Origin of the sequence: Bacillus sp. Brlt_9 (assembly GCF_051948935.1) — a bacterium.
Taxonomy (GTDB): domain Bacteria; phylum Bacillota; class Bacilli; order Bacillales; family Bacillaceae_G; genus Bacillus_A.
This window is the reverse complement of sequence record NZ_JAYJLO010000006.1, coordinates 119,641-146,134: the sequence shown is the minus strand read 5'-3', so window position 1 is coordinate 146,134 and position 26,494 is coordinate 119,641. Positions and strand designations below refer to the sequence as shown.

Genomic DNA, 26,494 nt, shown 5'->3' with positions numbered 1-26,494 from the left:
TAGTTTATTCGAGTTATAATGAATGGTAAATAAAGGAGGAAAATGATGAGTAATATAACAGCAGCTAAGCAGAAAGAGACTCCACCAATAAGCGTACGATATTTCGCAAAAATGAAAGGAAAAGGAAGAAGTCCATTACAAGTAAATATAAAGGACTCTTTGACAGGACTATTAGGGGGATTTTTAACAATTCTCACCTTAACATATTTAACGAGTATAACGTCTACAGAATTACTAATGGCTCCATTTGGAGCGAGTTGTGTATTAGCGTTTGGAGTTTGGAATGCACCGCTATCTCAGCCGCGTAATATTATTGGAGGACATTTGATTTCAACTTTCATTGGACTATCAATATATCATTTGTTTGGGAATGAATATTGGACAATTGCTTTAGCAGTGGGGATGGCAATAGCTGTTATGATGTTAACGAGAACAACACATCCTCCGGCAGGGGCCGATCCAATTATCGTTATTTTAGGGGCATACAGTTGGAGTTATTTGGTAACACCAGTTTTAGTTGGTTCTCTTGTTATTGTAGTTATTGCTTTATTTATTAATAATATGAGTAGTAAAAGGAGCTATCCAACTTTTTGGATATAGTTTGTAAAGGGGAAAACAATTTGAGTAAGTATCCCGTTTTTACTATGTTTTCATTTCATATACTTTTTAGTTTACAAAGAAAAGACACCCATATAAGAGTGTCTTTTCCAATAGTTTGTTTAGCAGAAGCAAGCAGCTCCAACGATGATTAATAAAATGAATAACACAACCAATAATGCAAATCCTCCAGCAAAACCGCAGCCTCCGCCGCAACTACCACCAAATCCCATAATAGTTCCTCCTTTAATAAGAGGGGAAAACAAAGGGTCACTCATGTTTTTTAACGGATTCCATTTACTTTATGTTTGGCGCATGAATGTGAGCAGGTCCTTTTGAAAATAAAAAAGGACACCTTGAGGTGCCTTCTGTCCCATGTATGTAATTAATATTCGTTAGCATAAAACTCTTTTATTAGCTTTATTTCATTTGTATCTGGGTTGAATTTAAATATTTTAATTTGATTAGATCCGTCTGTATAGGCAAATGTATTATCGCCAACTTGGGTCATATTGCTCGTGTTTAAGATAGGATCGCTACCATGATCAGTGATTTCCACAGTTTTCTCACGATCCCAAAATGCAATGACAATGACCAAGATAATAAGGCATACACGTATGTTACGTAGTTCTCTTGCTAGAGGATGCTCCATATGATAGTCTCCTTTTTCATTTGATAGATTTTGTGTACAAAAGAGATACTTCCTATGAGAATATAAATAAAAAAGACACTGTAAAAAGTGTCTTTTTTATCTAATTTATGCGCATTGCTTAATAAGACGCTAGTTCCTCAGTATGAATATGAGTAACTATGTAGGGTAGTTCTATTATAACATTTTAACCATTAATGGGTCTATATGGAATTTTATCAATGTTTATGTTTGATTATTCAGAGTGATACATGTGGTGAAATATGTAAGTTACCTACAGTAATTGTAAAATATAATGATGTATATAACTAGTCTTGTAATGAATGTAAGCAACAGCTCATTAACAGTTAGTATTTTTCTTTGTAAAAAAATATTCAAAATTTTATCATTGCAACCGCTTACTCTTTGTGTATAATAAAGGTAAGTTAATAAGTAAAAGGATTGTTACTGTTCGGCAGGCAAAACCTAAATTGATCTAGAGGCTACGGGTGTAGTGTGGCTTTTGGAATCAGTTTAGGTTTTTTTATTACCCTTTTGTAATATTAGTAGGAAAAGAAGGCGGAACAATATGAAAATCCATAAAATCTTAAATAACAATGTTGTTTGTACGATGAAGGATAATGAGACAGAAGTTGTACTGATGGGCAGAGGTTTGGGGTTTCAGAAAAAAGTAGGCGATGCGATTGATGAATCTAAGATAGAAAAGACCTTTGTGCTAGAAACAAAAGAATTATCAGAGAAACTTGCTAGGTTGCTAACTGAAATTCCTGTAGAAAATTTAGAGATTACCGAGAGAATTATTCAGTTTGCTAAGACAGTTTTGCCGGGGGCTTTAAGTGATTATATTTATCTCACATTAACGGATCACTTAAGTTTTGCCTTAACTCGGCATAAAGAAGGAATGGATCTCAAAAATACTTTGCTTTGGGAGATTAAGAGGTTCTATCAGAAAGAATTTGAAATTGGTCTACAAGCTTTGAACATAATTGAAGAAGAGACTGGGCTTAGACTTTCTGAAGATGAAGCAGGATCAATTGCACTACATTTCGTTAATGCGCAGCAAGGAGAGCCGGCGATGCAGCAAACGGTGGCGATGACGAAAATCGTCCAAGATATTTTAAATGTTGTAAAGTACCACTATAAAATGAACTTAGATGAAAATTCATTTAATTATAGTCGGTTCGTAACGCATTTACGATACTTTGCCCAGCGTTTAATGCAGAAGGAATTGCATTCGGCAGAGGATGATTTTTTATACGAGCAAGTGAAAAGTAAGTATGAAGAGTCATATTGTTGTACAGAAAAAATTGAAGCATACTTGCAAAAAGTACATAATAGTCATCTTTCAAAAGATGAAAAAGTGTACTTGACGTTGCACATTCATCGTGTAACGAAACGCAATGAATTATGTAATTGAATAAACGGGATTGTTACTGTTTGGCAGGCAAAACCTAAATTGACTTGTAATGGAGTGATTCGTATGTATCGCGCCGTTATGGTTAGTTTAGGTTTTTTCTTTTATAAAAATGGGATGATTGTAGGGAGGGGAAATTACTATGAAGTATGAACAATTGGCAAAAGACATACTGAAACATGTTGGGGGAAGAGAAAACATAAATAGCGTTGTACATTGTATCACTCGTTTACGATTTCAGTTAAAAGATGAGGGGAAAGCGAATACAGAAGTACTGAAAAATATGGAAGATGTTGTGACTGTTATGAAAAGCGGCGGGCAATATCAAGTTGTAATTGGTAACCATGTATCCGACGTATATAAAGCGGTTATTGTTGCTGGTGGCTTTCAAGAAACAGAGGAAGAAGATGCGAGTGAGAAGAAAAAGAGTAGTCTTATAGATATTCTTTCTAGCATTTTCACTCCAATTTTAGGAGTACTAGCTGCAACAGGGATGATTAAAGGATTTAATGCACTATTTGTAGCGTTAGGCTTGTTAAGTACACAATCAGGAACGTATCAAATATTAAATGCAGTTGGCGAATCTTTATTTTATTTCTTCCCGATTTTCTTAGGATATACAGCAAGTAAGAAATTCGGAGGTTCGCCGTTCATTGGTATGGCAATTGGGGGCGCTTTAGTTTATCCAGCTTTAGCCGGTTTAAAAGCAAGTGAGCCATTATATACATTATTTGCAGGAACGATGTTTGAATCACCCATTCATATTACTTTTTTAGGAATACCAGTCATTTTAATGAACTATGCATCATCTGTTATTCCAATTATACTCGCTTCTTATTTTGGAGCGACGGTAGAAAAGTCTTTAAAGAAGGTTATTCCGGATGTTGTGAAAACATTTGTATTACCATTCTTAACGTTACTAATCGTTGTACCAGTTACATTTCTCGTTATTGGCCCAATTGCGACATGGGCAGGGCAGTTTTTAGGGCAGGCGACGCTTTGGGTTTATCATGCAAGCCCATTAGTAGCGGGTGCTTTACTCGGTGCTTTCTGGCAAGTACTTGTTATATTTGGTCTTCATTGGGGCGTCGTTCCGATTGGCTATAACAATTTAGCAGTAAACGGTGTGGATCCGATACTAGCGCTTATATTTGCCGCTTCATTTGCTCAAATTGGTGCTGTGCTTGGTGTTTGGATGAAAACGAAAGACAAGAAATTAAAAACGCTTAGTATTCCAGCTTTTATTTCAGGTATTTTCGGCGTTACAGAGCCGGCAATTTATGGGATTACACTTCCTCTTAAAAAGCCGTTTATTATGAGCTGTATCGCTGGGGGAATTGGCGGCGCAATACTTGGCGTATTTGGTACACAAGTTTATATGACAGGTGGACTTGGTATATTTACGCTTCCGACATTTATTAGTCCGAAAGATGGGATTACAGCTGGATTTTGGGGAGCAATTATTTCGATAGTTGTTTCTTTAATAGTAGGTTTTGTTCTAACTTACTTATTTGGTTTTACGAAAAAACAAACATCTACAGAAACAACTGAAACAATTGATAAAATCGCTGCATCAAACGATGATGAAGTAATCTTTAGCCCTTTCCATGGCGCTGTTATGCCGCTTCAAAATATTGACGATGCTGCATTTGCATCAGGTGCGTTAGGTGAAGGAGTTGCGATTGAGCCTTCAGAAGGAAAGTTGTTTTCACCAGTTTCAGGTACGATTGCTGCGCTGTTCCCGACGAATCATGCAGTAGGAATTACGGCGGATTCAGGTGCTGAAATTTTAATCCATATTGGGATGGATACTGTGAAATTAAATGGCGAATTTTTCTCTTCTCACATTGAACAAGGAGCGAGAGTAGAAAAAGGTCAGTTACTTATTGAGTTTAATATAGCTGGAATTCAAAAGGCGGGTTATATTGTGACAACACCAGTTGTTGTTACAAATTATGATAAATATAGTATTAAAAAAACAGAAGTAGAAAAGATTCAAGCAGGAGATTCCTTACTAAAGTTAGGAGTTAAATAGTAGTTACATTTCATACAGGTTCAAACGAAGAAAGGTATTCTTTAAAACTTACAATATCTTTCCTCGTTCATTCTTATATAAAGGAGTTTTTCTATATGTCTAAAGTTAATTTTCCAAAAGGGTTTTTATGGGGTGGAGCAACTGCAGCCAATCAAGTTGAAGGAGCATATGTAGAAGACGGAAAAGGATTAACGACGGTTGATTTATTACCAACTGGTGAAAACCGTTGGGATATTATGAAAGGAAATATTCATTCCTTTACACCGGTAGAAGGAGAATTTTACCCGTCACACGAAGCGATTGATTTTTACCATCGTTATAAAGAAGATATCGCTCTTTTTGCAGAAATGGGATTTAAAGCGTTACGCGTATCGATTGCGTGGACGCGTATTTTCCCAAGTGGTGAAGATGAAAAACCAAATGAAGCAGGATTACAGTTTTATGATAACGTATTTGACGAACTGTTGAAGCACGGTATTGAACCAGTCGTTACGATGGCTCACTTTGATGTGCCTGTTCATTTAGTAGAGAAGTATGGAAGCTGGAGAAGTAGAAAACTTGTAAACTTCTTCGAGACGTACGCAAATACGATTTTTAATAGATATAAAGACAAAGTGAAATATTGGATGACGTTTAATGAAATTAATATGCTTTTACATTTACCTTTCATGGGAGCAGGCCTAGCATTTAAAGAAGGGGATAATAAAAAACAAATTCAATATCAAGCAGCGCATCACCAACTTGTTGCAAGTGCGTTAGCTGTAAAAGCGTGTCATGAAATCATTCCAGATGCAAAAATCGGTTGTATGCTTGCGGCTGGTGCGACGTATCCATACACATGTAATCCAGATGACATCCAGCGCGCGATGGAACAAGACCGTGAATCATTCTTCTTCATTGATGTACAAGCAAGAGGAGCATATCCTGGATACGCAAAGCGTTTCTTTACAGATAACGACGTAACAATTGAAATGGAAAAAGAAGACAAAGCAATTTTAAAAGAGCATACAGTTGATTATATTGGCTTTAGCTACTATTCAAGCCGAGCAACAAGCACAGATCCAGAAGTATTAAAAAGCATAACGAGCGGGAATGTATTCGGTTCTGTTGAAAATCCATACCTTGAAAAATCAGAGTGGGGATGGACGATTGATCCGAAAGGCTTCCGTATTACAGCGAACCAACTGTACGATCGTTATCAAAAACCTTTATTTGTTGTTGAAAATGGTCTTGGTGCAATCGATCAATTAAATGGTGAAGACGAAGTGAATGATGAATACCGTATTGATTACTTACAAAAACATATGATTGAAATGTCCGAAGCAATCCAAGATGGAGTAGACATTATCGGATATACAAGCTGGGGCCCAATTGACCTTGTAAGTGCTTCTACTGGAGAAATGAAAAAACGTTACGGATATATATACGTTGATAAAGATAATGAAGGAAAAGGTTCATTAAAAAGATCGAAGAAGAAAAGCTTTGATTGGTATAAGGAAGTAATTGCGACGAATGGTGAGAGCTTGGAATCTTAATTATGAAAAGGAGACATCTTAATGGATGTCTTCTTTTTTCGCTGTGAATAAAGTATGGAAATTGATTTCCCTTTACACAAACATAACGGTATAATATAGTTAAGTTAAGTGAACTTAACTATTAAAAGCGAAATAAAAGCATGGAGGAAGAGTGCTATGACTAGAACGTATAAAGAAATAATTAATGAAATGAACAGAGCCTATAATGAATTTTACATTTTACTATTCCAGGAGTTGAAAGATGAGTACGGTCTTACAGGACAGCAAGAGAGTATGTTATTTCATATTCATTTAAATGAAAACACGACAGCAAATCACATTGCGACTACTTTTAATATATCGAAAAGTGCTGTGAGCCAAGTTTTATCGAAATTGGAAAAGCAGAAGATGATTTCAAAACAAGTAAATCCTAATAATAAAAGGGAGTATTTCCTTACACTTGGTCCAAACGGTAGTAAGTATATGGAGCAGTTGTCTAAGTTAGATGATGTATTAATTGAGAAATACTTTTCTAAAATCGATATAAATGCTTTAGAACAAATGACGGATACGTTAACGAGAATAAATAAGGTGATATTGGAAGAAAAGCAGAAGGATCTTGATTGTAATGAGTAAGAACTTAGATGAAGCAATGAGTAGAAAGGAGGAGAAGCGTGTGATGAGTTACATACCAAATATGATGACGATAGCGAATTTTATTTGTGGGATATTGGCCATTTATTCTGTTTTCTTTCAAGATATGTATGGTGCAGTCATGTTCATTATTACAGGTATGGTATTTGATCTATTTGATGGCATGGTCGCTCGGAAACTCGGTTCTGTTTCGGAAATTGGCGGAGAGTTAGACTCATTTGCAGATTTAGTTACCTTTGGCGTGGCACCGTCTATTCTTGCTTATAGTGTCGCGTTAAAAGATTTGCAATCTATCGGGATGATATGTGCGCTCGCTTACAGTATTTGCGGAATGCTGCGGCTTGCGAGATTTAATACACAACAAAGCAAACTCCCGACCTTTATCGGAATGCCGATTCCATTTGCAGCAATGTGTCTCCTCATTTTATGCCTCCTAAATAATCCAGTTTCCGTGGCATTTGGTACATGCGTACTCGCTTATTTAATGGTAAGCAAAATTAAATTCCCCCATTTTAAAAAAGATATATCGGAAAGCTTGAAGTCCGAAAGATGGGATTAATAGGAAAGATAAGGAGCATAACATGATTCGTATGGCATTAAGATCATTCAACATACAAATATATTGTTTGCTAGGCGTGATGTTATTAGGATGGTTGTTGACACCTTTTCGAGCCCAGTTTGTAGGGATAAGCATCGGCCTGTTAGTTAGTATGTACTGCGCCTGGATTTTAGGAAGGCGTATCGAAAAGTTCGGAAATAGCATTGTAAAAAAAGAAAAAGCACCGATGCTTGGCATGATGAATCGGTTTGCAGCCGCAATACTCGGCGCGATTATAATGTATGAAATTGAACATCGTGAGTACATGTGGACATTTGCTGCTGGAATTATGGGTGGGTATTTCTTGGTTATTATTAATTTGGGGTATTACAGTATGAGGGATGAGAAGGAATAGATTAGTACATTTTAAATTAGAAATTAACCCCCGCCTCAAGCTCTTGAGGCGGGGGTTATTAACACTTACAATAAAATCACTACAATTCCCCAAAAATATAAAAAATGAAAGCAAGTGCTCTATTTTGAGTATGTTCTATAAAACTAGCTCTTCTTATTTTTTATTTTTTTAAACATAAATTTGTAAATTAACCATGTAATAATTATTACTACAGGTGTAATTAATGCACCGTTAAACATTTTTTTTGATATGTATAACATATTTAAAATTAATAAAGAAATTATTGTAATAATCATATTATATTTTGAAAAGGTTTCTACAAATTTAGAATGTGCAAATAACTTTTTGTATATAAAGTAAAAGATTACAAAAAGGATTGTTGTTACTAAACTAAAAACACTAATTTGAAGATAAAATATAACTATTAAATTTGTTACTGCTATTATCATTAACCAAAAAATTATAAAAAAATTAGATAAAACTTCTACACTTACTAATAGAGCTCCTAGCGTTGCAATAAAAGCAGCAATTTTATTTGAGGAATCATCTTTGTTATGAGAAGAATTTTGTCTATTCATGAATAAAAATCAGCTCCAATTTAATTTCAACGATTGTTAAGTAATTGATTTATTTTTTGCTCAAACAGGATATCATTGAGATTCGTTAATGATAATGTTCCATCATTTTGTTCATCTTGAGAAAACAACCATTGTTTTCCTTTGGTTTCAATAATAAAGAAGCCATTATCAGAAGTGATTTCTTTATTATCTTTTGTTTCAAGTTTTATTACGCTATATATATTTTTTGTTGTTTTTAGGTCTTGTATGAATTCTTCTGCAGATTTTATATCAAAATCATGAGCAGTTAAAATTTTAATACTTTCTTGAGAGGGTAGTGTTATTAGTTTTTCAATGTTGTTTATTAAGTCAGTAGATATTGATCCATACTTTTTATTTTGCAAATGATCTTCTTTAATTGTAAGTTGTAAAAGAGTCTTTGATTCTACATATAAGTGCTCATTGTTTATTTTTTGTAATTGATGGGTAATACCATTTAAACTTTGATATCCAATAATTGTTTTATCACTAATTACCCACTCCAAATCCTCTACCTTAAGCAAATTGAGCGAAACATCTTTCATATCTAAAGAAGTTAGAAGGGTACCAACTTTTACGAATGTAACTTGTGATCCTTCAAGCTCACATAAACGGCGAATGTGGTTTGCGAAAATGTATTGTTCCATTAATGGCGTTGTGCCGAGCGCGTTAATGAGGATGGCTAAGTTGTCACCTTTTCTCCAGTGATACATGCTTTTTAGTTTATTCATTAGTTCGATTGCTAATATTTCAGAAGAGGAAAGTGCTTTTTTACGGTAACCTTTTTCACCGTGGATGCCGACGCCATAAAATACTTCATCGTCGTTTTTAAAAGAAAGGGAAGTAGCTATTTAGCAATCCCCTAATTAACATAATCCCTTAATAGTTTCTTTAGCAATTTTATTAGAAGCATCTAAAGCTAAAATTTTATTACAAATTGTAATTGCTTGTTTATCAGAAATTAATTTGTCTGGTACGGAATGCAAAAAGAGTAATTGTAATAAACTATCCACATTTTCTTCGTTTGTTAATTCCACTGATCTTGTAGCATGATACAAAGCAGAATGATACGCTCCTTCTATATGACATAAAGGATTTACTAGTAAATCAAATGCAAGGTCATGTAAATCACTTGATTCTTTTTTCGTTAATAAATAATTGATAAAACTATAGTTGCTAATACTACTATTTTTATAAGTAACATATAGCATTTCTTCTGAGAAGTCCTCAAAATTGTTGTTTTTAAATAATTTTTCAGCCTCTTCGAAAGCGGCCGAAGTGATTAGATCTTCTAGCTTTTTTAACATTATGTATTCACCTACGCATCACGAATTCTTAGTTCACTAAGTACCTTTTCATTCATGTTAATTGTTTGCCTCTTGTTAGACTTTCACATGATTATATATACTGCATAGATGAAAATACTACAAGGGTTGCATGTGAAGATTTAAGAAAAATTTTATATTTACCCCACTTTTTATTTTAAAAGTTTTTTCTATCCTATAAAGTGAAACTTTAATCAGTGGGGGGTCTTACTGCCCGTTAATGCGGGATAAACAACAAAGTCATAGATGAAAATGTAAAGTTAGGGGATTCCACATGCATACAGAAGTTTTAATGAGTTATTTGTATACTTATTTTTTTACAATTATGTTTTGTATTGTATTTCAAATTGGATGTTATTTTAAAGCGAAAAGAACTATATCTATTCGGCATTTTCTATGGGTATATGTTTTTCTGTTCTACCTTTCGTTAGTGTATAAGGTGACGCAGATCGCGACTGTATGGGATATAAGTAGATATGAAACGTGGATTCGTGTAAATCAAATCAATTTGACTCTATTTGATACGGCAGGTAGTACGACGTATCTTTTAAACATTGTACTGTTTATGCCGTTCGGTTTTTTATTGCCGGCTATTTGGCCGCATTTTAGAAAAATGAAAAACACCGTATGCGCGGGATTCTTTTTTTCATTGGCAATTGAGTTAAATCAATTATTAAATAATAGAATTACGGATATTGATGATTTATTTACGAATACCTTCGGGGCAATTATTGGGTATGTAATATATAAAGTATTATATACAGCATTATTTAAAATGATGTTGAAAAGAGAGGGGAAAAAGCTTGATACGAAATCTCCTTTAGTCATAAAATACGAGGCTGTTTTTTGTATAGTATGTTCATTTGTAGGTGCGATGTTAATTTATCATCCAGCTTTATTTGGAAGACCTTTAATCATTCAGTGAGGTGATTATGCCCTTGTACGATTTCGTTTATAAAATGATTCTCGTTTTCCACGCTTAAACACGGTAAAATGTGAATAACTCATCGCTTTTTCTAACTTAATAGATGCAGTTTATGTATTACATGATAGGTAGGTGTAAATGTGTTACATGTTCAATTATCTCAATACGTACTAAAAGAGTCTAAGCCAGCTCTTCATACAGATGAAAAGCGAGTGTATATGTTAAAAGATGAAGGGTTATCACCGTATCCTATCTATTTAAATCGTCCTATTATGATAGGAGTGGGAACGAATTGGAATCAGCATACAGGATTTGAAGAAATTATTAAAGAATTGATAGGTGCACATAACAAATTTCCTATGTATATGTTATTTGAAACTTATTTATGTAGGGACTTTATTCAAGGGTTTTTAGAAGAGAATAAACTTCATTTTGAGCTAGTTTTTACTAATAAGAAAAGGGATACGAACTTTTTTAAAGTGTGCATTACTGGTAGTGATGATATAACTACACTTATGAAGTATTTCTTTCAATCAGCACAAGATTCTCTCTATACGTTATTAAGCTATTCAGCAGACTGTAAGATTATCAGTAATAGCGCTGGTGAGATTGAAATAAAGGCTGACAGTTTCTATCCAAGCTTTTCATTTATGTATGATGCGCAAGAATTATTTATTATTGGTGGAGAAGAAAAATGGTCTCATATCCATTATATAAAAGGATTTTTCCATCTTGAGCAGATTACAGATGAGCTGATTATTGATGTAAGAAAATGAATGAAATGAAAGCAATCCAGTACGGGAACCGCTTTGATGCTACCTGTTATCTTCGCTAAGACCGACGCAATCGGTGTTTTTAAAAGTAAGGAAAGTAGCTATTTCGATAGTTTTTGTGTTGTATGAAAAAAATAAGGGATTGCCATATGGCAATCCCTTATTTAACATAATTCCTTAATAGTTTCTTTAGCAATTTCATTAGAAGCATCTAATTCTAAAATTTTATTGCAAATTTCAATTGCCTTTGTATCAGAAATTAATTTATCTGGTACGGAATGAAGAAATAGTAATTGTAATAAACTATCCACATTTTCTTCTTTTGTTAACTCCACGGATTTTTTAGCATGATATAAAGCAGAATAATATGCTCCTTCTATATGACATAAAGGATTTACTAGTAAATCAAATGAAAGATCATGTAAATCACTTGATTCTTTTTTCATTAATAAATAATTTATAAAACTATATTTGGTAATACTACTATTTTCATAAGTAACATATAGTATTTCTTCTGAAAATTGCTCGAAGTTATTGTTTTTAAATAATTTTTCAGCTTCTTCGAAAGCGGCCGAAGTGATAAGATTTTCTAGATTTTTTAACATTATTTATTCACCCACGCATCACTGATTTTTATTTCACCACGTCCCCTGATAAAAGGAACTGTGTAGGGTAATTTCATTATAATATTTTAACTATTATTGGGTCTATGTGGAATTTTTTCTATATTTATATTTCGTATTTAGAATGATAGATGTAGTGTGCCGGGGAGGTAGCGTTGTAAAGAAAGAAAAAGAACCGATGCTTGGCATGATGAATCGATTTGCAGTCGCAATACTCGGCGCGATTATTATGTATGAAATTGAATACCATGATTTCATGTGGACATTTGCTGCTGAAATTATGGGTGGGTATGACAGTATGAGGGATGTGGACGAATAGGTGAGTATAAAATTTTAAAATCTAACTTAAAGTAGCTCCAACCTTTCATGAACAGATTGGGGCTACTTTTTTTGTTAAAAACCAAAAAATCTAGAAAATAATAGATTTTCTTTAATCTTCTTTATACAAATGTTTAAATTGATAGTTTCTTTCATCTGAACCATCAATTAATTTATGATTGTGCCAATGGACGGTTTTCTTATTAATGCTATAATCCATAGCATACGTATACATATATATAGCATTGGGTTCGTCTTTATAAGTAACCTCTACATAATAATTCGTTGTCCAATGATATTGTATTTTCATTGATTTGATATCTTCCTTTTTATCACCTTGCTCAATTAAATATGTTTCTACTCTATTCAATAATTGCTTCTCATTAATTGGAGGACCAAAAATTACAAAATATACAAATGCAAAAATTGAACATGATAACAGAATCGCTATGGATAACATTATTTTTTTTCTCCTCTTCATAAAAAAATCCTTTCATAAGTTATTAAAATAGTATATATTTATTTTGTAATATTATAACAAAAAAGGGAGGTTATGTACATTATGGGTAAGTTTATCAAATTGATAGTTTCATTATCTATTGTATTGTCATTAATGTCTATTAGTACTTTTGCACATGCAGAAGAACAAAGTGGTAATTTGGAATTTTTAACAGTAGATAGGTACAAAGAGCTACAAAAAGAAGGTATTTTGGGTGAGGACGTTACATATGAGTTAGCTCAAAAATTATTCGAAGCACCTCAAGAATCGGAAGAATTAGGTATATTAGATAATTTAGAAGAATTAGGTATACTTGATAACTTAGAAGAAGTTCCAGTAGAAGATACAAATGTGATGGCAGCTGCGGCAAGTTATAGACCAGGTGATATCTTTATTTCTAGCAAACCTGGAGGTGGAATGGTTTCATGGGTACATGGGCATGCGGGTATTATTGGATCTGATGGTCAAATCATTCATATGATTCAAAGTGGAGTGAAAAAAGAAAGTGTCGGGAATTTCTTAAAGCATAATAAAGGAACTAATGCATTCCGTGTTCCAAATAGTACAGTTGCAAGAAATGCTGGGAGCTGGGCTTCTAATTATTATAATAATTGGAAAGGGAAAGCGAAATATCAAATCAATACTGCTAAATACACACAAAATGAGATGTATTGCTCAAAGCTTGTATGGCAAGCATACTGGTTTGGAACAGGTTCTGCGCCAGTTCTAAAAAATCCTACCTTTGCAATACTGCATCCTTATGGACTAACAACTCAATTTAATTTATCTTATCAGCCTAAGGCTATATAAAACTTTATAGTAATATAAATTGAATTTTAGATTAAAGTGTGTATTAAATACACGAAAGAGAAATTAGAAGATGAAAAATGGATTTTATCTTGAATTTCTTATTATTTGAAAATATTAATATATGAAAAATTAAGTTTAGAGATGCTGCACCTCAATAATTATACGTACAGAATAGGATGGCCCATTGAAGCCATCCTATTTTTATTTGTATTACCAACTAGCAGTTTCCGTATTTTCTTTCAACCACTTCACCCAATCCAAATCCTCTACCTTAAGCAAACTAAGCGAAACGCCCTTCACATCTAAAGAAGTTAACAGTGTACCGACTTTTACAAATGTAATATGTAAGCCTTCCAGTTCACATAAACGGCGAATGTCATTTGCAAAAATGTATTGTTCCATTAATGGAGTTGCACCTAATCCATTAATGAGAATAGCGAAGTTGTCACCTTTTCTCCAGCGGTAAATGCTTTTTAGTTTGTTCATTAGTTCGATCGCTAATATTTCAGAAGAGGATAGTGCCTCTTTACGGTACCCATTTTCGCCGTGGATACCAACGCCGTAATATACTTCATCGTCGTTTAATGAAAATGAAGCCTTTCCTTTCACTGGATCGTTTGCAGGTGAAAGAGCGACTCCTAATGTGTGTAAGTTTTCAGTGATAGAACGGCCGAGTGCTGTTAGTTCTTCTAAAGAATGACCTGCAAGAGCCGCCGCACCAAGTATTTTTTGAACGAAAACAGTGCCAGCAACGCCGCGCCTTCTTTTATTAAAAGAAGCATCATCTTCAATTGAAACGTCGTCATTTACGATGATGTGGTCAATTTGTCTTCCTTCTTCTTGGACAATTTGCGTCGCCGCTAAAAAGTTCGCTACATCATCTTTAAAGTTTTTAATGATGAATAGAATACTTTTATCTTTTGGCATGTGGCGAGTAGCCGCAATAATTTGTTCCACTGTAGGCGGAGTGAAGATGCTTCCGTTTACTGCCGCCGTAAGCATTCCTTTTCCTACATAGCCGATATCAGCAGGTTCATGTCCGCTACCACCGCCGCTTATAATGACAACGCCTTGCTTCAGTTTTTCGATATCTTTTACATAAATGATGTTATTTGTTTCGTCGTAATTTACTTTGTCGTTATGTTCAAAATAAAAGCCATGCATCATATCTTGAACGATATGTTGTACATCATTCATAATCTTTTTCATTGCTTTTGCCACCCTTTAATTACTTTGCAGATTGCTCCAGTAATAGTAGTAATTGATTGTTTATCATATTTTTCATGAGAGAAGACATAATGGACGGATCTACTTCGCATTTGCTTTCAATCCAATCTTTTATCGTTCCAACGAAGCCGTGACTATAAAAAGAGGCAATCGTATTTTTTGTCTCATCAGAAAGGCTGAATCCACAGCTCACAGATAATTCATCAATAATCTTCATATATAAGTTTTTCGTATGTTCAAATAAATAGTGATTAAACGAGTTTTGTTCAATGACTTTAAAAGCATTTCGGTAAAATTTTTGATTTTCATAAAAGTAATCAAATAATAAATCAAAAATATTTTCCCACGTTTCATAGTCGAGAAAGTCGATAATATTTTCTTTCGTTTCTTCTCTATAAATCCAGCTTAATAGTTCAAATTTATCTTTAAAATGATAATAAAAAGTTTGCCTACGCATTTGACAGTGTAACATAATATCGCTCACTGATATTTTATGAAACGACTCTGTTTCCATTAAATACTTCAATGAATTCGCGATTATCTTTTTAGAAATTATAGAAGAGGTCATCTGAATCATCCCTAGAATGTTAGTAATATGAAAATCCTACCCATAAATGAGAGCGGTGTCTTTAGACAGATTGTCCATTTTGTCCGTTTACTATAAAACGCTTTCATTTTACCATGAGTAGTAAGAAGAAGATTTCAAATATATCACAATATATTAAAGGAATTGAGGGAGAACTACAATGAAAAAGATTATAAACAAACCAGAAACATTAGTAATGGAAATGTGCAACGGAATGGTTATGGCTCATCCAGAGCTTGAGCTTTTGAAAAAATATAAAGTGATTAAGAAGAAAGAAATGAACGAAAATAAAGTAACGTTAATTAGCGGCGGCGGTAGTGGTCATGAGCCAGCGCATGCAGGATTAGTCGGAAAAGGAATGTTAGATGCGGCAGTGTGCGGAGATGTGTTCGCTTCTCCTTCACAAATTCAGGTATATCAAGCAATTAAAGAGACAGCTAGTAAAAAAGGTACGTTATTAATTATTAAAAATTACAGCGGCGATATTATGAATTTCAAAAACGGTGCGCATTTAGCGACAGAAGATGGAATTGAAGTCGACTACGTAAAAGTAGACGATGATATTGCGGTAGAAGATAGTCTATATACAGTAGGACGCCGCGGCGTTGCGGGCGTTATTTTAGTTCATAAAATTGCCGGCGCAGCAGCGGAAGCAGGTATGGATTTAGGAGCGGTGAAAGCTGTCGCGGAAAAAGCAGCGGCTAACGTGCGCACAATCGGTTTAGCATTAACGTCTTGTACAGTTCCAGCGAGCGGATCACCTACTTTCACACTTGCGGAAGATGAAATGGAATACGGCGTAGGTATTCACGGCGAACCAGGAATTAAACGTGAAAAAATGTTGTCAGCAGATGAACTAGCAAACCGTATGACAAATGATCTTGTAAAAGATTTAGGAGTAAAAGATGGCGCAGAAATTGCGCTTCTAGTTAACGGTTTTGGCGGAACACCACTGCAAGAACTTTACTTATTTAACAACGCAGTGACGCGAGAATTAGCTGCTAGAAACATTACAATTAATAGAGTATTCGTTGGTAATTATATGACAAGTATCGATATGGCTGGTATGTCTTTAACAGTAATGAAATTAGATGATGAGCTAAAAACATTACTATCTAAAGAATGTAATACACCAGCGTTTAAAGTAGATGGACCGGTTGAAAGTGTCGAGTACGTGAATGTGCTTGAAGAGACAGAAGAGAAGGAAGTTTCCTTTGAAATAGAAACAGCGGAAGAGCACGCTGTTATAAAAGATAATGTTATTACATTAAACAACATGATTTATCTCGTTGATAAAATGAGCGACGTTATTATTAAAAATGAAGTACCGTTCTGTGAATTAGATACACATGCTGGTGATGGAGACTTCGGAATGAGTGTGGCAAAAGGATTTAAGCAACTAAAACGTGAGTGGCATTCGATTGTAGAACAAGAGAACGTAACGATCGGATCATTCCTTGACGGTTGTTCCATGATTATTATGGAACATTGCGGCGGCGCATCTGGTCCAATTTGGGGCGGGGCGTTCCGCGCAGCCAGTAAAGCAGCAGGCGAGAAGCGTGAGTTAACAGTGAAAGAATTTGCTGAAATGTTGCAAGCAGCACTGCAAGGCATACAATCTATCGGTGAAAGATCGTTCGGTAGAGGAGCGGTAGTCGGTGACAAAACACTTGTTGACGCACTTGCTCCATGTGTAGACTCTTGGTTAGACAGCGCTTCAAACGAAGAAGATATGAAAACTGCCTTTGAAAAAGGTGCAGAAGCAGCAGTTAAAGGCGCAGAGTATACGAAAGAAATCGTAGCTCGCATGGGCCGCGCCGGTACAGTTGGTGAAAGAAGCTTAGGATACCCTGATGCAGGTGCACATGCACTTGGGGTTATCTTTACGGAGATTGCGGGTAGTTTGAAATAGGAATGAGAAAATCCCCTCTGCCTTATGGTGGAGGGGATCTTTATTTATAACCATCATGCTTCCAGTGAAAAATTTATTTGTTAGCCAATCTAGAAGCCGCCTCTTCAACTTCTTTATACGCATTTTGTAATACTTCATTTGGATCTAGTACTGCTGTTCCTTGTGCACGAACGATTTGATAATCTTCAATACCAAGGAAATTAAACATGGCTTTTAAATATTTATGAGAGTATTCCACGTCTGTATACCAATCATCATTTGTATAGATTCCTCCACTTGCTTGTATAACAAGCATTCTTCTTCCATCTTTAAGTAGTCCCACTGATCCCGTTTCAGTATATTTAAATGTTTCGCGTGCAATCATAATATTGTCCATATAGTCTTTTAGCTTTGATGGAATATTAAAATTATGCAAAGGTAATACGATAACATACGTATTTGCACTTTTAAATTGTTGTAAAATTTCAGACATACGCTCTGTTACTTTTTGCTCTTCATCAGTTAACTGTTGGCCATTTCCTTGCTTTTCCCATGCGCTTAAAACAGTTTTATCTATCATTGGTACTACATCATCGTATAAATTAATTTGTTCAATCGTTTCATTATTAGGAATTAATTCTGTATAAGATTCTAAAAAATGGTTAAAAACCTTAATGCTGACTGATGATGTATCATCCACTTTCGGATGTGCGTTTATGATAAGTGTTTTGTTCATTTGTATTTCCCCTTTTTAAAAGTTTTTACGCTTTAATTGTCGACCAAGTTAATCGTCGATTAACTTGGTCTTTAATATAAACTCTGACATTATTTTTGTCAAATGAAATACATACTATTCTAAACGAGCCTTTTTTTATCCCGCTTTAATGGGCAGTAAGACCTCCACCTCAAAATTCAGCGAAAGCAAAGAAGTTAGGTAGGGGATCAACTGCCCATAAAAGTCCGATTGGTTCAACTAATAATCAGTGGGGGATGAAGAAAACCCCCACTGATTAAAGTTTCACTTTATTTGACTAAAATTCTAAATGGTCCTAAGATACAATTTGATAACCCTTAAAATAAAAAGCAGGTGATTTGTATATGCAGTATAGTGTTGGGGTTGAATATGCCTTGCATTGCCTAGTTTATTTAATTAACACTCCTTCCAAGGAAAGTGTTGGAATTAAAGATTTGGCAGAGTTCCAAGGGCTTTCTGAAACATTTCTCTCAAAAGTTTTCGGTAAATTATCTAAAGCTGGCATTGTAAGTTCTGTCCCAGGTGTAAAGGGCGGGTATAGGTTAGCTAAGTCTCCAGAAGATATTTCTTTTTGGGATGTAATAGAAGCTGTCGAAGGTCCAAAACCTATTTTTCAATGTAAAAATATTGTACAGAATGGTCTACTATATCGAGATGAGGCCGAGGCTTGCAATTCTTGTGAACCTAGCAATTCTTCTTGTACAATTAACTTAGTAATGCTTGAAGCGGAAGAACACATGCGTGAGTTTCTTCGTAAAAAGACTCTTGCATGGTTAGATAAAGAACTTGATATTGTTTTACCTGAAAAGATAAGGGTAGATACTCGTGAATACTTCAAACAAAAAAACTCTAACTAAATCGCCATGACGAATTAGTTAGAGTTTTTTTGTTTTTTGACATTAATTCCATCATGTGAATACTTCATCACAAATTCCTTCTTTAAATATCAAATTTAATTAACTCATAAAGTTTCAAATTGATTAACATTGAAATTCTAAACAATACAATTTTATTTTCGTAAAACGTAAATGAATTTATGTGTTCATATATTTTAAACATAGTGAAAATTGCCTTTGAAAAAGGAGCAGAGTATACGAAGGAAATCGTAGCTCGCATGGGCCGCGCTGGTACAGTTTGTGAAAGAAGCTTAGGCTATCCAAATGCAGGTGCACATGCGCTTGGAGTTATCTTTACGGAGATTGCGGGTAGTTTGAAAGTCCCTCTGCCTCATGGTGGAGTTTTTTTATAGTTGATATGTAGAAGTCTTCTTTTGGGGCTCTCTCTGTAAAATATGAGTTTGTTAATATTTTTGATAAAATCTTATTTCAAAAATACAACTAATATTTCTCAACATTAATATATTGAAAATAGTTAGAATATTTAAGATAATCATTTGTGAAGAAATAAATTATAAAAAAAGGGGGAATTTATTTTGTTACGTCGCTTATCTATTTGTACTTTATTAACAGCTTTTATGTTTACTTTATTTACATTTAACGGCTCTGCTTTCGCGGCTACGAATACTACTGAAAATGAAACAGTAGTAGCAGCTTGTGCAAAGGGAGGTACGGTAGGTACATATGGTGCAAAGATGCGCAGTGGTTACACTGTGGGATCACCTGTCTTACATACATTTACTAGTGGTCAGAAAATTACTGGCACATGGGTAACAGGTGAGTATGTTCAAGGGCATTATAGTAATTCTAAACAGTGGTTAAAAGTTACTTATAAAGGGATGACAGGTTATGTATCCCACACAACATTATATAACGTTTGCTCATAAAACTATGTAATATAATAATAACTCTGGATTTATTGAACTAATCTCTTTTAGGGATTAGTTTTTTTGTCTCCTAGTTTTTAATGGAGCATTTTTTGAAAAAAAAACCAACGATTCATTAAATCGATGGTTTTATGTTTATATATTATTCATTTGTATCTATATCAAATTTTTTCATTGCTTTTTGCTTATTTGAGACTTAGTTTTTTTGTGATTGCAGCTTATCGATTTTCCAGTGTGCTCCTAGAGGATCTAAAGAGCTTTCAATATAAAACATATATTCATCTGCGGTACTTGGTACTTCAAAAGCTATTTTTAATTCTACCGTTTCATTTGGTTTAACTTGTATATTAGAAGGGTTTTGGTCAAGCACCTTTCCTTCATAAGTTTTTCCGTCTTTTTCATCTTTTAAGTTATATTTTAATTCTGATAGTCCAATCGTTTGACCTCGTACATTTTTTACAGAGACATTAACAACGACGGAATCGTTGCTATCATTTAAATATGCACTATGAACAGCGCTCAAGTAATAGCCTCCCTTAACACTCTCACCAACTAATAAAATACCTTGTTCCAAGCGGCTCATATCTTCTTTTTCTTCAAAATTTATTAATTCTTCATTTTCATTTTTTGCGGTTGGTTCTTCTATTGGACTATTTTCAACGGCACTATCTTTTTTATCTTGTGTGCAAGCAGCCGTAACACTGACTAATACTAGAATGAAAGTAAGTAATATGAATGATTTTCTCATAAAATTGATCTGTCTCCTTAAGTTTCTCAATTTTGTGCAACTATACATATAAGATTAACATAATGTCTCATTATTGGCTCAAAATAGGGAATCTTTTAGGCGCCTTATTCTTTTTTCTTTTCATATACATTCGATTGGTTCTCACGATATTTGTTAATCTTTTAAATCATTGTCTTAGTAATACCAAGGGTTATTATAGATATATTAATCATATAATTTGTCCCTATCAAAATGAACGTTTCTTGCATCTAATATATTGTAAATATATTTTATTTTGAAAGGATGTGATTATATGGCTCATAAATCTACTGGAGTGTTTCGAGTTCCAGTTTCTGAAAATGGGATTATTCCAACTGCTCTCAACATTATGTTAAACAATGATTCACGCTGCCATACTAGTAATGTAACGGTAACTGTTAAGAGAAGTCCAAACACTTCTTTTCCAACTCAAAATGAATTAGTTGAAATTTCTCGTACTTTTGTTTCTTTAGAACCAAACAGAACAACTAAGATTGTGTTGTTTACGCCAGAATTCCACATAGAAGATTTTCTTGATGTCATCATTAGTGGAAATAAAGACGATGTTAAGGATGTTCTTGTATATTCTTTCTTAGCAGATTCAGCAGGTCACAATCTGCCATCTACTGTTTTCAGAAATGCAGAATACACTTTTGCTTGCTGACAATGTGATGATGTATTCTTTATTATCATATCAAGGTAGTATCCTGCAGCTTGAATCAACTTAATTTTATTGTGTTGTTATTGTATAAGAAAAGAAGACATCGATTAAGATGTCTTCTTTTACTTGTACACTTGGTGTTAAGAAGGTATTATATTGCTTAAAAACCATGAAAAAATATAACAATCATCGAGTGAGCCTGTTATAGCATCAATAAATGGGTTTTAATATTTAATATTATATATATAGATTTATTTATGTTTAATTTATATGGAAATGGAGAATATATTATATGATTTTAGGGATTTCATATTTTGATATTTTTTGTATTGTAGTGATTGTCTCGTTTTTCTTGATTTTTTGGAGATTGAATGTATGGTATAACAAAAAACATAATGTTCCTAAGGTTTTTCAATGGTTTCCTAGAAAGTGGGGTAAAAGAAAAGTTTCAGAGCATTTATCACAATTGAATGAAAAGTTAGCGGCTGAAGGTAAAGGTATTTGGGTTACAATCTATGCTATAGATTTATACATTGTAACTATTCCTTGTACAGTCAAAAAATACAAATCTTAATAAATACATATGAAGAAAAGGTACCTATATATAGGTACCTTTTCTAATAGTTTTTTAGCAGAAACAACTGCATCCGATAATGATTAATAGAATAAATAATACAACTAATATTGAGGTTCTTTTATTTTTCATATTACTAAAACTTCTGTAAGTTGATATTTATGTTTGTATATTCTCTATCATCTCTACAATAGAAGCAAAGCAACTTAGTTATAAATGATGTTTTCGACATGATACAATATACCCCTTTATATATTCGGAAGTAAAACAAGATAATATCCCTATGAACCTCTATAAAAATATGATTTCTTATATATCATTTAATGCTTATAGGAAAAATGAGTATTAAATGATTGATTTTTATTATTCTGATGATTATAATAAATAAAAATCAAACAATTCTTATGTTGAGAAGTGGAGGGACGGGCCCTATGAAACTTCGGCAACCTCGTGTGAGACGAAAGGTGCCAAATCCTGCAGGTGAAAAAACACCTGAAAGATAAGAGCGGTTCAATTAGTCAAGAAGGCTACTCTTATTTGAATAAGAGTAGTCTTTTTTATGGCTAAGAGATGAAGGGGGAGTATGTAGTGGAGTATGGTTTTTGGTTACCGATTTTTGGGGGATGGCTTCGAAATGTAGAGGATGAATCTATGCCGCCTACGTTTGAGTATGCAAAACAAACAGCACAAGCGGCAGAACAATTAGGTTTTTCAACAACTCTTATTGCGGAATTAAATTTAAATGATATAAAAGGTGTTTCAGCACCAAGTTTAGAAGCGTGGACAACTGCGGCAGCACTTGCAGCAGTAACGGATAAATTAGAGATTATGACAGCTGTAAGACCTGGCTTCCACAATCCAGCGGTTACAGCGAAAATGGCAGCGAATATCGATCAATTAAGTAATGGTCGTTTTACATTGAATGTAGTTTCAGCGTGGTGGGAAGAAGAAGCGAGACAGTACGGCGGAGTATTTACCGCACATGATGAAAGATATGATCGCACAGAGGAATTTGTAACAGTTTTGAAAGAGCTTTGGAAAGAAGAAGTGTTTTCGTATAAAGGGAATTTTTATGAGCTTCATCATACACATTTAAGTCCAAAACCTGTACAGAAACAAGGAATTAAGATCTATGCAGGTGGTGAGAGTGAGCGAGGAAAAGAAGTAATTGTAAACCATGCGGATGCATATGTCATGCATGGAGGAACAGTGGAAGAAGTATCAGTGAAAATAGAAGATATGAAGAATCGTAGAAAGAAAGTTACAGAGAAGCCATTGCAGTCATTCGGGCTCGCGGCTTACGTCATTTGTCGTGATACAGAAGAAGAGGCATTAGAAGAATGGAGACGCATAACGGATGTGAAAGATGATGCTTTAGGTTATGCGGGTTACCAAGATTTTATTAGTAAATCGCATTTGGAACAGCAAGTGAAGCTGAATGATTATTCCGTATCTAATCGTGGATTACGTCCTAATTTAATTGGAACACCAGAACAAATTGCAGAAAGGATACTCGCCTTTGAAAAAGTGGGTGTTACGTTATTACTTTTACAATTTTCGCCACAGCTTGAAGAGATGAAACGATTTTCTGAAAAAGTGATGCCATTAGTTGAAGCAAAAAGAAAGGAATTGATTACAAATGAGTAAAATTTACATATTACATGAGAATAAGGAATGGACGGATCATTTAGTGAAAAGGTTGGAAGAACTGGAGTTACCGTATGAGGAATGGTTTTTAAATGAAGGAACAATTACGTTAGAACAAGAACCTCCCCAAGGTGTTTTTTATAGCCGCATGAGTGCTTCTTCACATACGAGAGGTCATAGATATGCACCTGAGTTGACGGAAGGAGTTCTTGCTTGGTTAGAAGGATACGGGCGAACAGTATTTAATGGGTCTCGTGCATTACGTCTTGAAGTAAGTAAATTGAATCAATATGCAGCATTAAGAAATTTTGGTATACAAGTGCCAAAAACAATTGGTGCTGTTGGCCGTGATCATATAGTAAAAGCTGCTAGGGAGTTAGGGGAAGTGCCGTTCATTACAAAGCATAACCGTGCAGGTAAAGGCCTCGGTGTTCAACTATTTCATTCCATCGATGCTTTAGAACAATATATGGATAGTCCGGCGTTTGAAGAACCTATTGATGGAATTACTTTAATCCAGCAATATATTGAAGCGCCAGAACCATATATTACACGTTGTGAATTTGTAGGCGGTCAGTTTGTATATGCAGTTAAAGTAGATACATCAGAAGGATTCGAGCTTTGTCCAGCGGATGCATGCTCGATTCAAGATGCTTTCTGCCCAGTAGGAGAAGAGAGTAAGAAAGAAGCGTCAACAAAATTTGAAATTATACCGGACTTCCACGAGCCGATCATTGAACAGTACAAAGAATTTTTGAAAGAAAATGAAATTACTGTTGCTGGTATTGAATTTATTCGCAGTTTGGATGGAATAATTTATACGTATGATATTAATACAAACACAAACTATAATTCTGATGCAGAGTCTGTAGCTAATCAATTTGGTATGCTTGAGCTTGCTAAATTTCTTGGAAGAGAATTAGAGAAACAAGTAGAGTCAGTTAAATAGTGTTGATTAAAAAATAAGGTTCTGGTGCAAATATAGAAAAAAAGAAGAGATAGCAGATTTTATAGGTGAAAGATCATTCGGTAGAGGAGCAGTAGTTGGTGATAAAACGCTTGTTGATGCACTTGCTCCATGTGTAGACTCTTGGTTAACTAGCGCTTCAAACGAAGAAGATATGAAAACTGCCTTTGAAAAAGGAGCAGAAGCAGCTGTTAAAGGCGCAGAGTACACGAAAGAAATCGTAGCTCGCATGGGCCGCGCCGGTACAGTTGGTGAAAGAAGCTTAGGCTATCCAGATGCAGGTGCGCATGCACTTGGAGTTATCTTTACGGAGATTGCGGGTAGTTTGAAGTAGAAATGAGAAAATCCCTTCTATCTTAAGGTAGAAGGGATTTTCGGTTCTGGTGCAAAAAATATAACACTTGTGCAATGAATCTGTAAATCTTGGATATACTATTACTCTACAAAAGGGTGTGTGATCAGTATGTTCAAAATCAAAAACAATTCATTCATTAATTATTTGGGTTAACAGTGTAAAGAAAGATTCCGGTAGGATTTCTCATTGTTTTTTTGAATGTATCCTTTATTTGCACCAGAACCAAAAAAGACATGGAAAACAATTGTTTTCCATGTCTTTTAAATTATCTTAATGCCTTATCTAAAATTTTAAATTCTTGCTTTTCCTGCAATAATTTTAATACCAACTGTTTTATCTCTAACAAAGTATCTTTTAATTCATTAGGCATCAAACTATAAATATCTTCTAGCTCAGTTCCTAAATAAATAACATGAAGTACTTCCTCAGAAACTTTTTTTGATCTTAATAAATCTATTGTATAGGGAGTAAATATTATTTTCTCCGCTTCTTCAATCGTTATCAACTGTTCTTCTAATGCATTTAGAACACCCAATATATTTATTAATATCATTTTCTCAAACTGTTGAATATCTTTCGATTCTACACGTAAATCATACATGTATTATTTTACACTCCATCCACTTTTAACTTTTACATCAAACACTTTACCTGATTTACTTTGGAAATAGTGAATTGAAATCTTTTTACCATTTTTGTCATAACCATCTTTATATACTTTTTTCCAAGTTCCTGATTCAATTTGTCTCAATTCACTTAATAATTTTGTATTGTTTACATTTACATTTTTTGTTCCATTTTGCACAGCTTTAAATCCTGATGGATATTTAGGAGCATACTTAATAGCTTTATAGACTATTCTAGAAACCCTAATTCCAGCTACAACAATCCAAACCACAACAGGCGCTGCATAATATACTCTCAAATGAGGTTCTTCTACAGAATCATCCACATAATCCGGCATATTATCTCCAGCAAACTCATCAATCGTTACATCTTCAAAACCAACGTCATACAAAAACTCGTCCTCTGTTAACAATCGTTCAGAGTTCAGATCATCACTTTCAGTGTTCGCAAAAGCTGAATACCCAGGACTAACTGCTGTTAATAGCATAGAGAACGATAATACTACAGCCAACTTCTTGAAAAATTTGTTCAAAGAAAAACACCCTTTCACCTTTATTATGTACTCATTCACTATCACATAGATGAAAATCCAAATAAATAGAAAAAGTGTTTTTTTAAGCTAATTTTAAAATTTATCAACCTAATTGTAAACTTTGTTAATAAATGTAAGGTGTTGCATTTATTGTACATTTTATTCGGTTCTGGTGCAAAAAATATAACACTTGTGCAATGAATCTGTAAATCTTGGACATACTGATACTATTACTCTACAAAAGGGTGTGTGATCAGTCTGTTCAAAATCAAAAACAATTCATTCATCAATTATTTGGATTAACAGCATAAAGAACGATTCCGGTAGAATCCTCATTGTTTTTTGGAATGTATCCTTTATTTGCACCAGAACCTTTAATCCGAATAGTGGTTTTCGTTTGAATGGGTTGTCCTATGAATTTAAGTTGTTACTGCATTTT

32 protein-coding genes, 2 pseudogenes and 1 riboswitch are annotated in these 26,494 nt (G+C 34.2%); of the genes and pseudogenes, 20 read left to right on the top strand and 14 right to left on the bottom strand.

Annotation, left to right across the window (positions count from 1 at the left end; translation table 11 throughout):
• The first annotated feature begins 45 nt into the window (after nt 1-45).
• On the top strand, nt 46-600 hold the full coding sequence (locus VF726_RS22660; RefSeq protein ID WP_440172303.1) for an HPP family protein: 555 nt from the start codon (nt 46-48) through the stop codon (nt 598-600).
• 119 nt (nt 601-719) lie between these two features.
• On the opposite strand, the gene VF726_RS22655 is transcribed toward VF726_RS22660, so the two are convergent.
• Both VF726_RS22655 and VF726_RS22650 read right to left on the bottom strand, forming a co-directional pair.
• Entirely contained in the window at nt 720-830 is a 111-nt protein-coding gene (locus VF726_RS22655) for a YjcZ family sporulation protein (protein WP_000505679.1), read from the bottom strand.
• 152 nt (nt 831-982) lie between these two features.
• Complete coding sequence (locus tag VF726_RS22650; RefSeq protein WP_440172301.1) at nt 983-1,249, bottom strand: YmzC family protein; 267 nt, start codon at nt 1,247-1,249, stop codon at nt 983-985.
• A gap of 565 nt (nt 1,250-1,814) precedes the next feature.
• Between VF726_RS22650 and licT the strand changes: the two genes are divergently transcribed.
• The 6 genes from licT (at nt 1,815) to VF726_RS22620 (ending at nt 7,816) form a co-directional block, all read left to right on the top strand.
• On the top strand, nt 1,815-2,663 hold the full coding sequence (gene licT, locus VF726_RS22645) for a BglG family transcription antiterminator LicT (protein ID WP_440172299.1): 849 nt from the start codon (nt 1,815-1,817) through the stop codon (nt 2,661-2,663).
• Between the two features lie 139 nt (nt 2,664-2,802).
• Nucleotides 2,803-4,695, top strand: a complete 1,893-nt coding sequence (locus tag VF726_RS22640) for a beta-glucoside-specific PTS transporter subunit IIABC (RefSeq protein ID WP_440172297.1) — start codon at nt 2,803-2,805, stop codon at nt 4,693-4,695.
• Between the two features lie 95 nt (nt 4,696-4,790).
• A complete protein-coding gene (locus VF726_RS22635; protein ID WP_440172295.1) occupies nt 4,791-6,230 on the top strand; it encodes a 6-phospho-beta-glucosidase in 1,440 nt (479 codons plus the stop codon).
• Nucleotides 6,231-6,386: 156 nt separating this feature from the next.
• Nucleotides 6,387-6,845, top strand: a complete 459-nt coding sequence (locus tag VF726_RS22630) for a MarR family winged helix-turn-helix transcriptional regulator (RefSeq protein ID WP_098296770.1) — start codon at nt 6,387-6,389, stop codon at nt 6,843-6,845.
• Entirely contained in the window at nt 6,838-7,422 is a 585-nt protein-coding gene (gene pssA / locus VF726_RS22625) for a CDP-diacylglycerol--serine O-phosphatidyltransferase (RefSeq protein ID WP_440172293.1), read from the top strand. The genes VF726_RS22630 and pssA overlap by 8 nt, the downstream gene beginning before the upstream one ends.
• Nucleotides 7,423-7,444: 22 nt before the next feature.
• Nucleotides 7,445-7,816 carry an ATP synthase subunit I gene (locus VF726_RS22620; protein WP_440172291.1) on the top strand — a complete coding sequence of 124 codons (372 nt, stop codon included), beginning with the start codon at nt 7,445-7,447 and terminating at the stop codon, nt 7,814-7,816.
• Between the two features lie 143 nt (nt 7,817-7,959).
• Here VF726_RS22620 and VF726_RS22615 read toward each other — a convergent pair whose 3' ends face one another.
• The 3 genes and pseudogenes from VF726_RS22615 to VF726_RS22605 form a co-directional block, all read right to left on the bottom strand.
• A complete protein-coding gene (locus VF726_RS22615) occupies nt 7,960-8,394 on the bottom strand; it encodes a hypothetical protein (protein WP_440172289.1) in 435 nt (144 codons plus the stop codon).
• Nucleotides 8,395-8,906: 512 nt separating this feature from the next.
• A pseudogene (locus tag VF726_RS22610) lies at nt 8,907-9,239 on the bottom strand (dihydroxyacetone kinase subunit DhaK); the annotation flags it as partial.
• A gap of 39 nt (nt 9,240-9,278) precedes the next feature.
• Complete coding sequence (locus VF726_RS22605; protein ID WP_440172287.1) at nt 9,279-9,719, bottom strand: hypothetical protein; 441 nt, start codon at nt 9,717-9,719, stop codon at nt 9,279-9,281.
• A 292-nt stretch (nt 9,720-10,011) separates the two neighbouring features.
• Here VF726_RS22605 and VF726_RS22600 point away from each other — a divergent pair, with 292 nt between their 5' ends.
• On the top strand, nt 10,012-10,662 hold the full coding sequence (locus VF726_RS22600) for a VanZ family protein (protein ID WP_440172285.1): 651 nt from the start codon (nt 10,012-10,014) through the stop codon (nt 10,660-10,662).
• 140 nt (nt 10,663-10,802) lie between these two features.
• Nucleotides 10,803-11,438 (top strand): hypothetical protein, encoded by a 636-nt coding sequence (locus VF726_RS22595; RefSeq protein ID WP_440172282.1) that lies wholly within the window; start codon nt 10,803-10,805, stop codon nt 11,436-11,438.
• A gap of 161 nt (nt 11,439-11,599) precedes the next feature.
• On the opposite strand, the gene VF726_RS22590 is transcribed toward VF726_RS22595, so the two are convergent.
• Nucleotides 11,600-12,040 carry a hypothetical protein gene (locus VF726_RS22590; RefSeq protein ID WP_440172280.1) on the bottom strand — a complete coding sequence of 147 codons (441 nt, stop codon included), beginning with the start codon at nt 12,038-12,040 and terminating at the stop codon, nt 11,600-11,602.
• Nucleotides 12,041-12,146: 106 nt separating this feature from the next.
• On the opposite strand from VF726_RS22590, the gene VF726_RS22585 reads away from it, so the two are divergent.
• The gene (locus tag VF726_RS22585) at nt 12,147-12,377 is read left to right on the top strand and encodes a hypothetical protein (RefSeq protein ID WP_440172535.1); all 231 of its coding nucleotides are present in this window, start codon (nt 12,147-12,149) and stop codon (nt 12,375-12,377) included.
• 111 nt (nt 12,378-12,488) lie between these two features.
• Here VF726_RS22585 and VF726_RS22580 read toward each other — a convergent pair whose 3' ends face one another.
• A complete protein-coding gene (locus VF726_RS22580) occupies nt 12,489-12,836 on the bottom strand; it encodes a DUF3139 domain-containing protein (protein WP_440172278.1) in 348 nt (115 codons plus the stop codon).
• 102 nt (nt 12,837-12,938) lie between these two features.
• Between VF726_RS22580 and VF726_RS22575 the strand changes: the two genes are divergently transcribed.
• Nucleotides 12,939-13,685, top strand: a complete 747-nt coding sequence (locus VF726_RS22575) for a YiiX/YebB-like N1pC/P60 family cysteine hydrolase (protein WP_440172275.1) — start codon at nt 12,939-12,941, stop codon at nt 13,683-13,685.
• Nucleotides 13,686-13,895: 210 nt separating this feature from the next.
• Here the strand turns inward: VF726_RS22575 and dhaQ are convergent, their stop codons facing one another.
• Both dhaQ and dhaS read right to left on the bottom strand, forming a co-directional pair.
• The gene (gene dhaQ / locus VF726_RS22570; RefSeq protein ID WP_440172273.1) at nt 13,896-14,894 is read right to left on the bottom strand and encodes a DhaKLM operon coactivator DhaQ; all 999 of its coding nucleotides are present in this window, start codon (nt 14,892-14,894) and stop codon (nt 13,896-13,898) included.
• Between the two features lie 19 nt (nt 14,895-14,913).
• Nucleotides 14,914-15,480 carry a dihydroxyacetone kinase transcriptional activator DhaS gene (dhaS, locus tag VF726_RS22565; protein ID WP_000204220.1) on the bottom strand — a complete coding sequence of 189 codons (567 nt, stop codon included), beginning with the start codon at nt 15,478-15,480 and terminating at the stop codon, nt 14,914-14,916.
• Nucleotides 15,481-15,658: 178 nt separating this feature from the next.
• Here dhaS and dhaK point away from each other — a divergent pair, with 178 nt between their 5' ends.
• A complete protein-coding gene (gene dhaK / locus VF726_RS22560) occupies nt 15,659-17,410 on the top strand; it encodes a dihydroxyacetone kinase subunit DhaK (protein WP_440172270.1) in 1,752 nt (583 codons plus the stop codon).
• A gap of 73 nt (nt 17,411-17,483) precedes the next feature.
• On the opposite strand, the gene VF726_RS22555 is transcribed toward dhaK, so the two are convergent.
• Nucleotides 17,484-18,125 (bottom strand): FMN-dependent NADH-azoreductase, encoded by a 642-nt coding sequence (locus VF726_RS22555; protein WP_440172268.1) that lies wholly within the window; start codon nt 18,123-18,125, stop codon nt 17,484-17,486.
• Between the two features lie 362 nt (nt 18,126-18,487).
• Between VF726_RS22555 and VF726_RS22550 the strand changes: the two genes are divergently transcribed.
• The 3 genes from VF726_RS22550 to VF726_RS22540 all read left to right on the top strand — a co-directional run bounded on the left by VF726_RS22550 (nt 18,488) and on the right by VF726_RS22540 (nt 19,926).
• A complete protein-coding gene (locus tag VF726_RS22550; protein WP_440172265.1) occupies nt 18,488-19,000 on the top strand; it encodes an RrF2 family transcriptional regulator in 513 nt (170 codons plus the stop codon).
• 179 nt (nt 19,001-19,179) lie between these two features.
• The gene (locus VF726_RS22545; RefSeq protein ID WP_440172263.1) at nt 19,180-19,392 is read left to right on the top strand and encodes a DAK2 domain-containing protein; all 213 of its coding nucleotides are present in this window, start codon (nt 19,180-19,182) and stop codon (nt 19,390-19,392) included.
• A gap of 183 nt (nt 19,393-19,575) precedes the next feature.
• A complete protein-coding gene (locus tag VF726_RS22540; protein ID WP_000946187.1) occupies nt 19,576-19,926 on the top strand; it encodes an SH3 domain-containing protein in 351 nt (116 codons plus the stop codon).
• 196 nt (nt 19,927-20,122) lie between these two features.
• On the opposite strand, the gene VF726_RS22535 is transcribed toward VF726_RS22540, so the two are convergent.
• Entirely contained in the window at nt 20,123-20,674 is a 552-nt protein-coding gene (locus VF726_RS22535) for a DUF4352 domain-containing protein (RefSeq protein ID WP_440172261.1), read from the bottom strand.
• A 292-nt stretch (nt 20,675-20,966) separates the two neighbouring features.
• Between VF726_RS22535 and VF726_RS22530 the strand changes: the two genes are divergently transcribed.
• Both VF726_RS22530 and VF726_RS22525 read left to right on the top strand, forming a co-directional pair.
• Nucleotides 20,967-21,356, top strand: a complete 390-nt coding sequence (locus VF726_RS22530) for a hypothetical protein (protein ID WP_144649924.1) — start codon at nt 20,967-20,969, stop codon at nt 21,354-21,356.
• 289 nt (nt 21,357-21,645) lie between these two features.
• Entirely contained in the window at nt 21,646-21,927 is a 282-nt protein-coding gene (locus VF726_RS22525) for a hypothetical protein (protein ID WP_048551443.1), read from the top strand.
• 54 nt (nt 21,928-21,981) lie between these two features.
• Here VF726_RS22525 and VF726_RS22520 read toward each other — a convergent pair whose 3' ends face one another.
• Nucleotides 21,982-22,059: a YjcZ family sporulation protein gene (locus tag VF726_RS22520; protein ID WP_440172527.1), complete on the bottom strand. Its 78-nt coding sequence runs from the start codon at nt 22,057-22,059 to the stop codon at nt 21,982-21,984.
• Between the two features lie 267 nt (nt 22,060-22,326).
• Nucleotides 22,327-22,433: riboswitch (SAM riboswitch) on the top strand.
• A gap of 82 nt (nt 22,434-22,515) precedes the next feature.
• On the opposite strand from VF726_RS22520, the gene VF726_RS22515 reads away from it, so the two are divergent.
• The 3 genes and pseudogenes from VF726_RS22515 to VF726_RS22505 form a co-directional block, all read left to right on the top strand.
• On the top strand, nt 22,516-23,574 hold the full coding sequence (locus VF726_RS22515) for an LLM class flavin-dependent oxidoreductase (protein ID WP_440172257.1): 1,059 nt from the start codon (nt 22,516-22,518) through the stop codon (nt 23,572-23,574).
• On the top strand, nt 23,567-24,523 hold the full coding sequence (locus VF726_RS22510; RefSeq protein ID WP_440172255.1) for an ATP-grasp domain-containing protein: 957 nt from the start codon (nt 23,567-23,569) through the stop codon (nt 24,521-24,523). The genes VF726_RS22515 and VF726_RS22510 overlap by 8 nt, the downstream gene beginning before the upstream one ends.
• A 61-nt stretch (nt 24,524-24,584) precedes the next feature.
• Nucleotides 24,585-24,875 (top strand): annotated as a pseudogene (locus tag VF726_RS22505) (DAK2 domain-containing protein); the annotation flags it as partial.
• A 286-nt stretch (nt 24,876-25,161) separates the two neighbouring features.
• Here the strand turns inward: VF726_RS22505 and VF726_RS22500 are convergent.
• Both VF726_RS22500 and VF726_RS22495 read right to left on the bottom strand, forming a co-directional pair.
• Nucleotides 25,162-25,497, bottom strand: a complete 336-nt coding sequence (locus VF726_RS22500) for a DUF3969 family protein (protein WP_048551436.1) — start codon at nt 25,495-25,497, stop codon at nt 25,162-25,164.
• Between the two features lie 3 nt (nt 25,498-25,500).
• Entirely contained in the window at nt 25,501-26,055 is a 555-nt protein-coding gene (locus tag VF726_RS22495; RefSeq protein ID WP_048551433.1) for a hypothetical protein, read from the bottom strand.
• Nucleotides 26,056-26,494 lie beyond the last annotated feature (439 nt).

Coding starts and splice junctions, on each gene's coding strand:
- VF726_RS22590 (WP_440172280.1), bottom strand. CDS start 12,040: ATGTTAAAAAATCTAGAAAATCTTATCACTTCGGCCGCTTTCGAAGAA.
- VF726_RS22520 (WP_440172527.1), bottom strand. CDS start 22,059: ATGAAAAATAAAAGAACCTCAATATTAGTTGTATTATTTATTCTATTA.
- VF726_RS22615 (WP_440172289.1), bottom strand. CDS start 8,394: ATGAATAGACAAAATTCTTCTCATAACAAAGATGATTCCTCAAATAAA.
- VF726_RS22650 (WP_440172301.1), bottom strand. CDS start 1,249: ATGGAGCATCCTCTAGCAAGAGAACTACGTAACATACGTGTATGCCTT.
- dhaK (WP_440172270.1), top strand. CDS start 15,659: ATGAAAAAGATTATAAACAAACCAGAAACATTAGTAATGGAAATGTGC.
- VF726_RS22580 (WP_440172278.1), bottom strand. CDS start 12,836: ATGTTATCCATAGCGATTCTGTTATCATGTTCAATTTTTGCATTTGTA.
- VF726_RS22500 (WP_048551436.1), bottom strand. CDS start 25,497: ATGTATGATTTACGTGTAGAATCGAAAGATATTCAACAGTTTGAGAAA.
- licT (WP_440172299.1), top strand. CDS start 1,815: ATGAAAATCCATAAAATCTTAAATAACAATGTTGTTTGTACGATGAAG.
- VF726_RS22530 (WP_144649924.1), top strand. CDS start 20,967: ATGGCTCATAAATCTACTGGAGTGTTTCGAGTTCCAGTTTCTGAAAAT.
- VF726_RS22660 (WP_440172303.1), top strand. CDS start 46: ATGAGTAATATAACAGCAGCTAAGCAGAAAGAGACTCCACCAATAAGC.
- VF726_RS22555 (WP_440172268.1), bottom strand. CDS start 18,125: ATGAACAAAACACTTATCATAAACGCACATCCGAAAGTGGATGATACA.
- VF726_RS22545 (WP_440172263.1), top strand. CDS start 19,180: ATGTGTTCATATATTTTAAACATAGTGAAAATTGCCTTTGAAAAAGGA.
- VF726_RS22655 (WP_000505679.1), bottom strand. CDS start 830: ATGGGATTTGGTGGTAGTTGCGGCGGAGGCTGCGGTTTTGCTGGAGGA.
- VF726_RS22525 (WP_048551443.1), top strand. CDS start 21,646: ATGATTTTAGGGATTTCATATTTTGATATTTTTTGTATTGTAGTGATT.
- VF726_RS22635 (WP_440172295.1), top strand. CDS start 4,791: ATGTCTAAAGTTAATTTTCCAAAAGGGTTTTTATGGGGTGGAGCAACT.
- VF726_RS22600 (WP_440172285.1), top strand. CDS start 10,012: ATGCATACAGAAGTTTTAATGAGTTATTTGTATACTTATTTTTTTACA.
- VF726_RS22620 (WP_440172291.1), top strand. CDS start 7,445: ATGATTCGTATGGCATTAAGATCATTCAACATACAAATATATTGTTTG.
- VF726_RS22575 (WP_440172275.1), top strand. CDS start 12,939: ATGGGTAAGTTTATCAAATTGATAGTTTCATTATCTATTGTATTGTCA.
- VF726_RS22605 (WP_440172287.1), bottom strand. CDS start 9,719: ATGTTAAAAAAGCTAGAAGATCTAATCACTTCGGCCGCTTTCGAAGAG.
- VF726_RS22535 (WP_440172261.1), bottom strand. CDS start 20,674: ATGAGAAAATCATTCATATTACTTACTTTCATTCTAGTATTAGTCAGT.
- dhaQ (WP_440172273.1), bottom strand. CDS start 14,894: ATGAAAAAGATTATGAATGATGTACAACATATCGTTCAAGATATGATG.
- VF726_RS22510 (WP_440172255.1), top strand. CDS start 23,567: ATGAGTAAAATTTACATATTACATGAGAATAAGGAATGGACGGATCAT.
- VF726_RS22550 (WP_440172265.1), top strand. CDS start 18,488: ATGCAGTATAGTGTTGGGGTTGAATATGCCTTGCATTGCCTAGTTTAT.
- VF726_RS22630 (WP_098296770.1), top strand. CDS start 6,387: ATGACTAGAACGTATAAAGAAATAATTAATGAAATGAACAGAGCCTAT.
- dhaS (WP_000204220.1), bottom strand. CDS start 15,480: ATGACCTCTTCTATAATTTCTAAAAAGATAATCGCGAATTCATTGAAG.
- VF726_RS22640 (WP_440172297.1), top strand. CDS start 2,803: ATGAAGTATGAACAATTGGCAAAAGACATACTGAAACATGTTGGGGGA.
- pssA (WP_440172293.1), top strand. CDS start 6,838: ATGAGTAAGAACTTAGATGAAGCAATGAGTAGAAAGGAGGAGAAGCGT.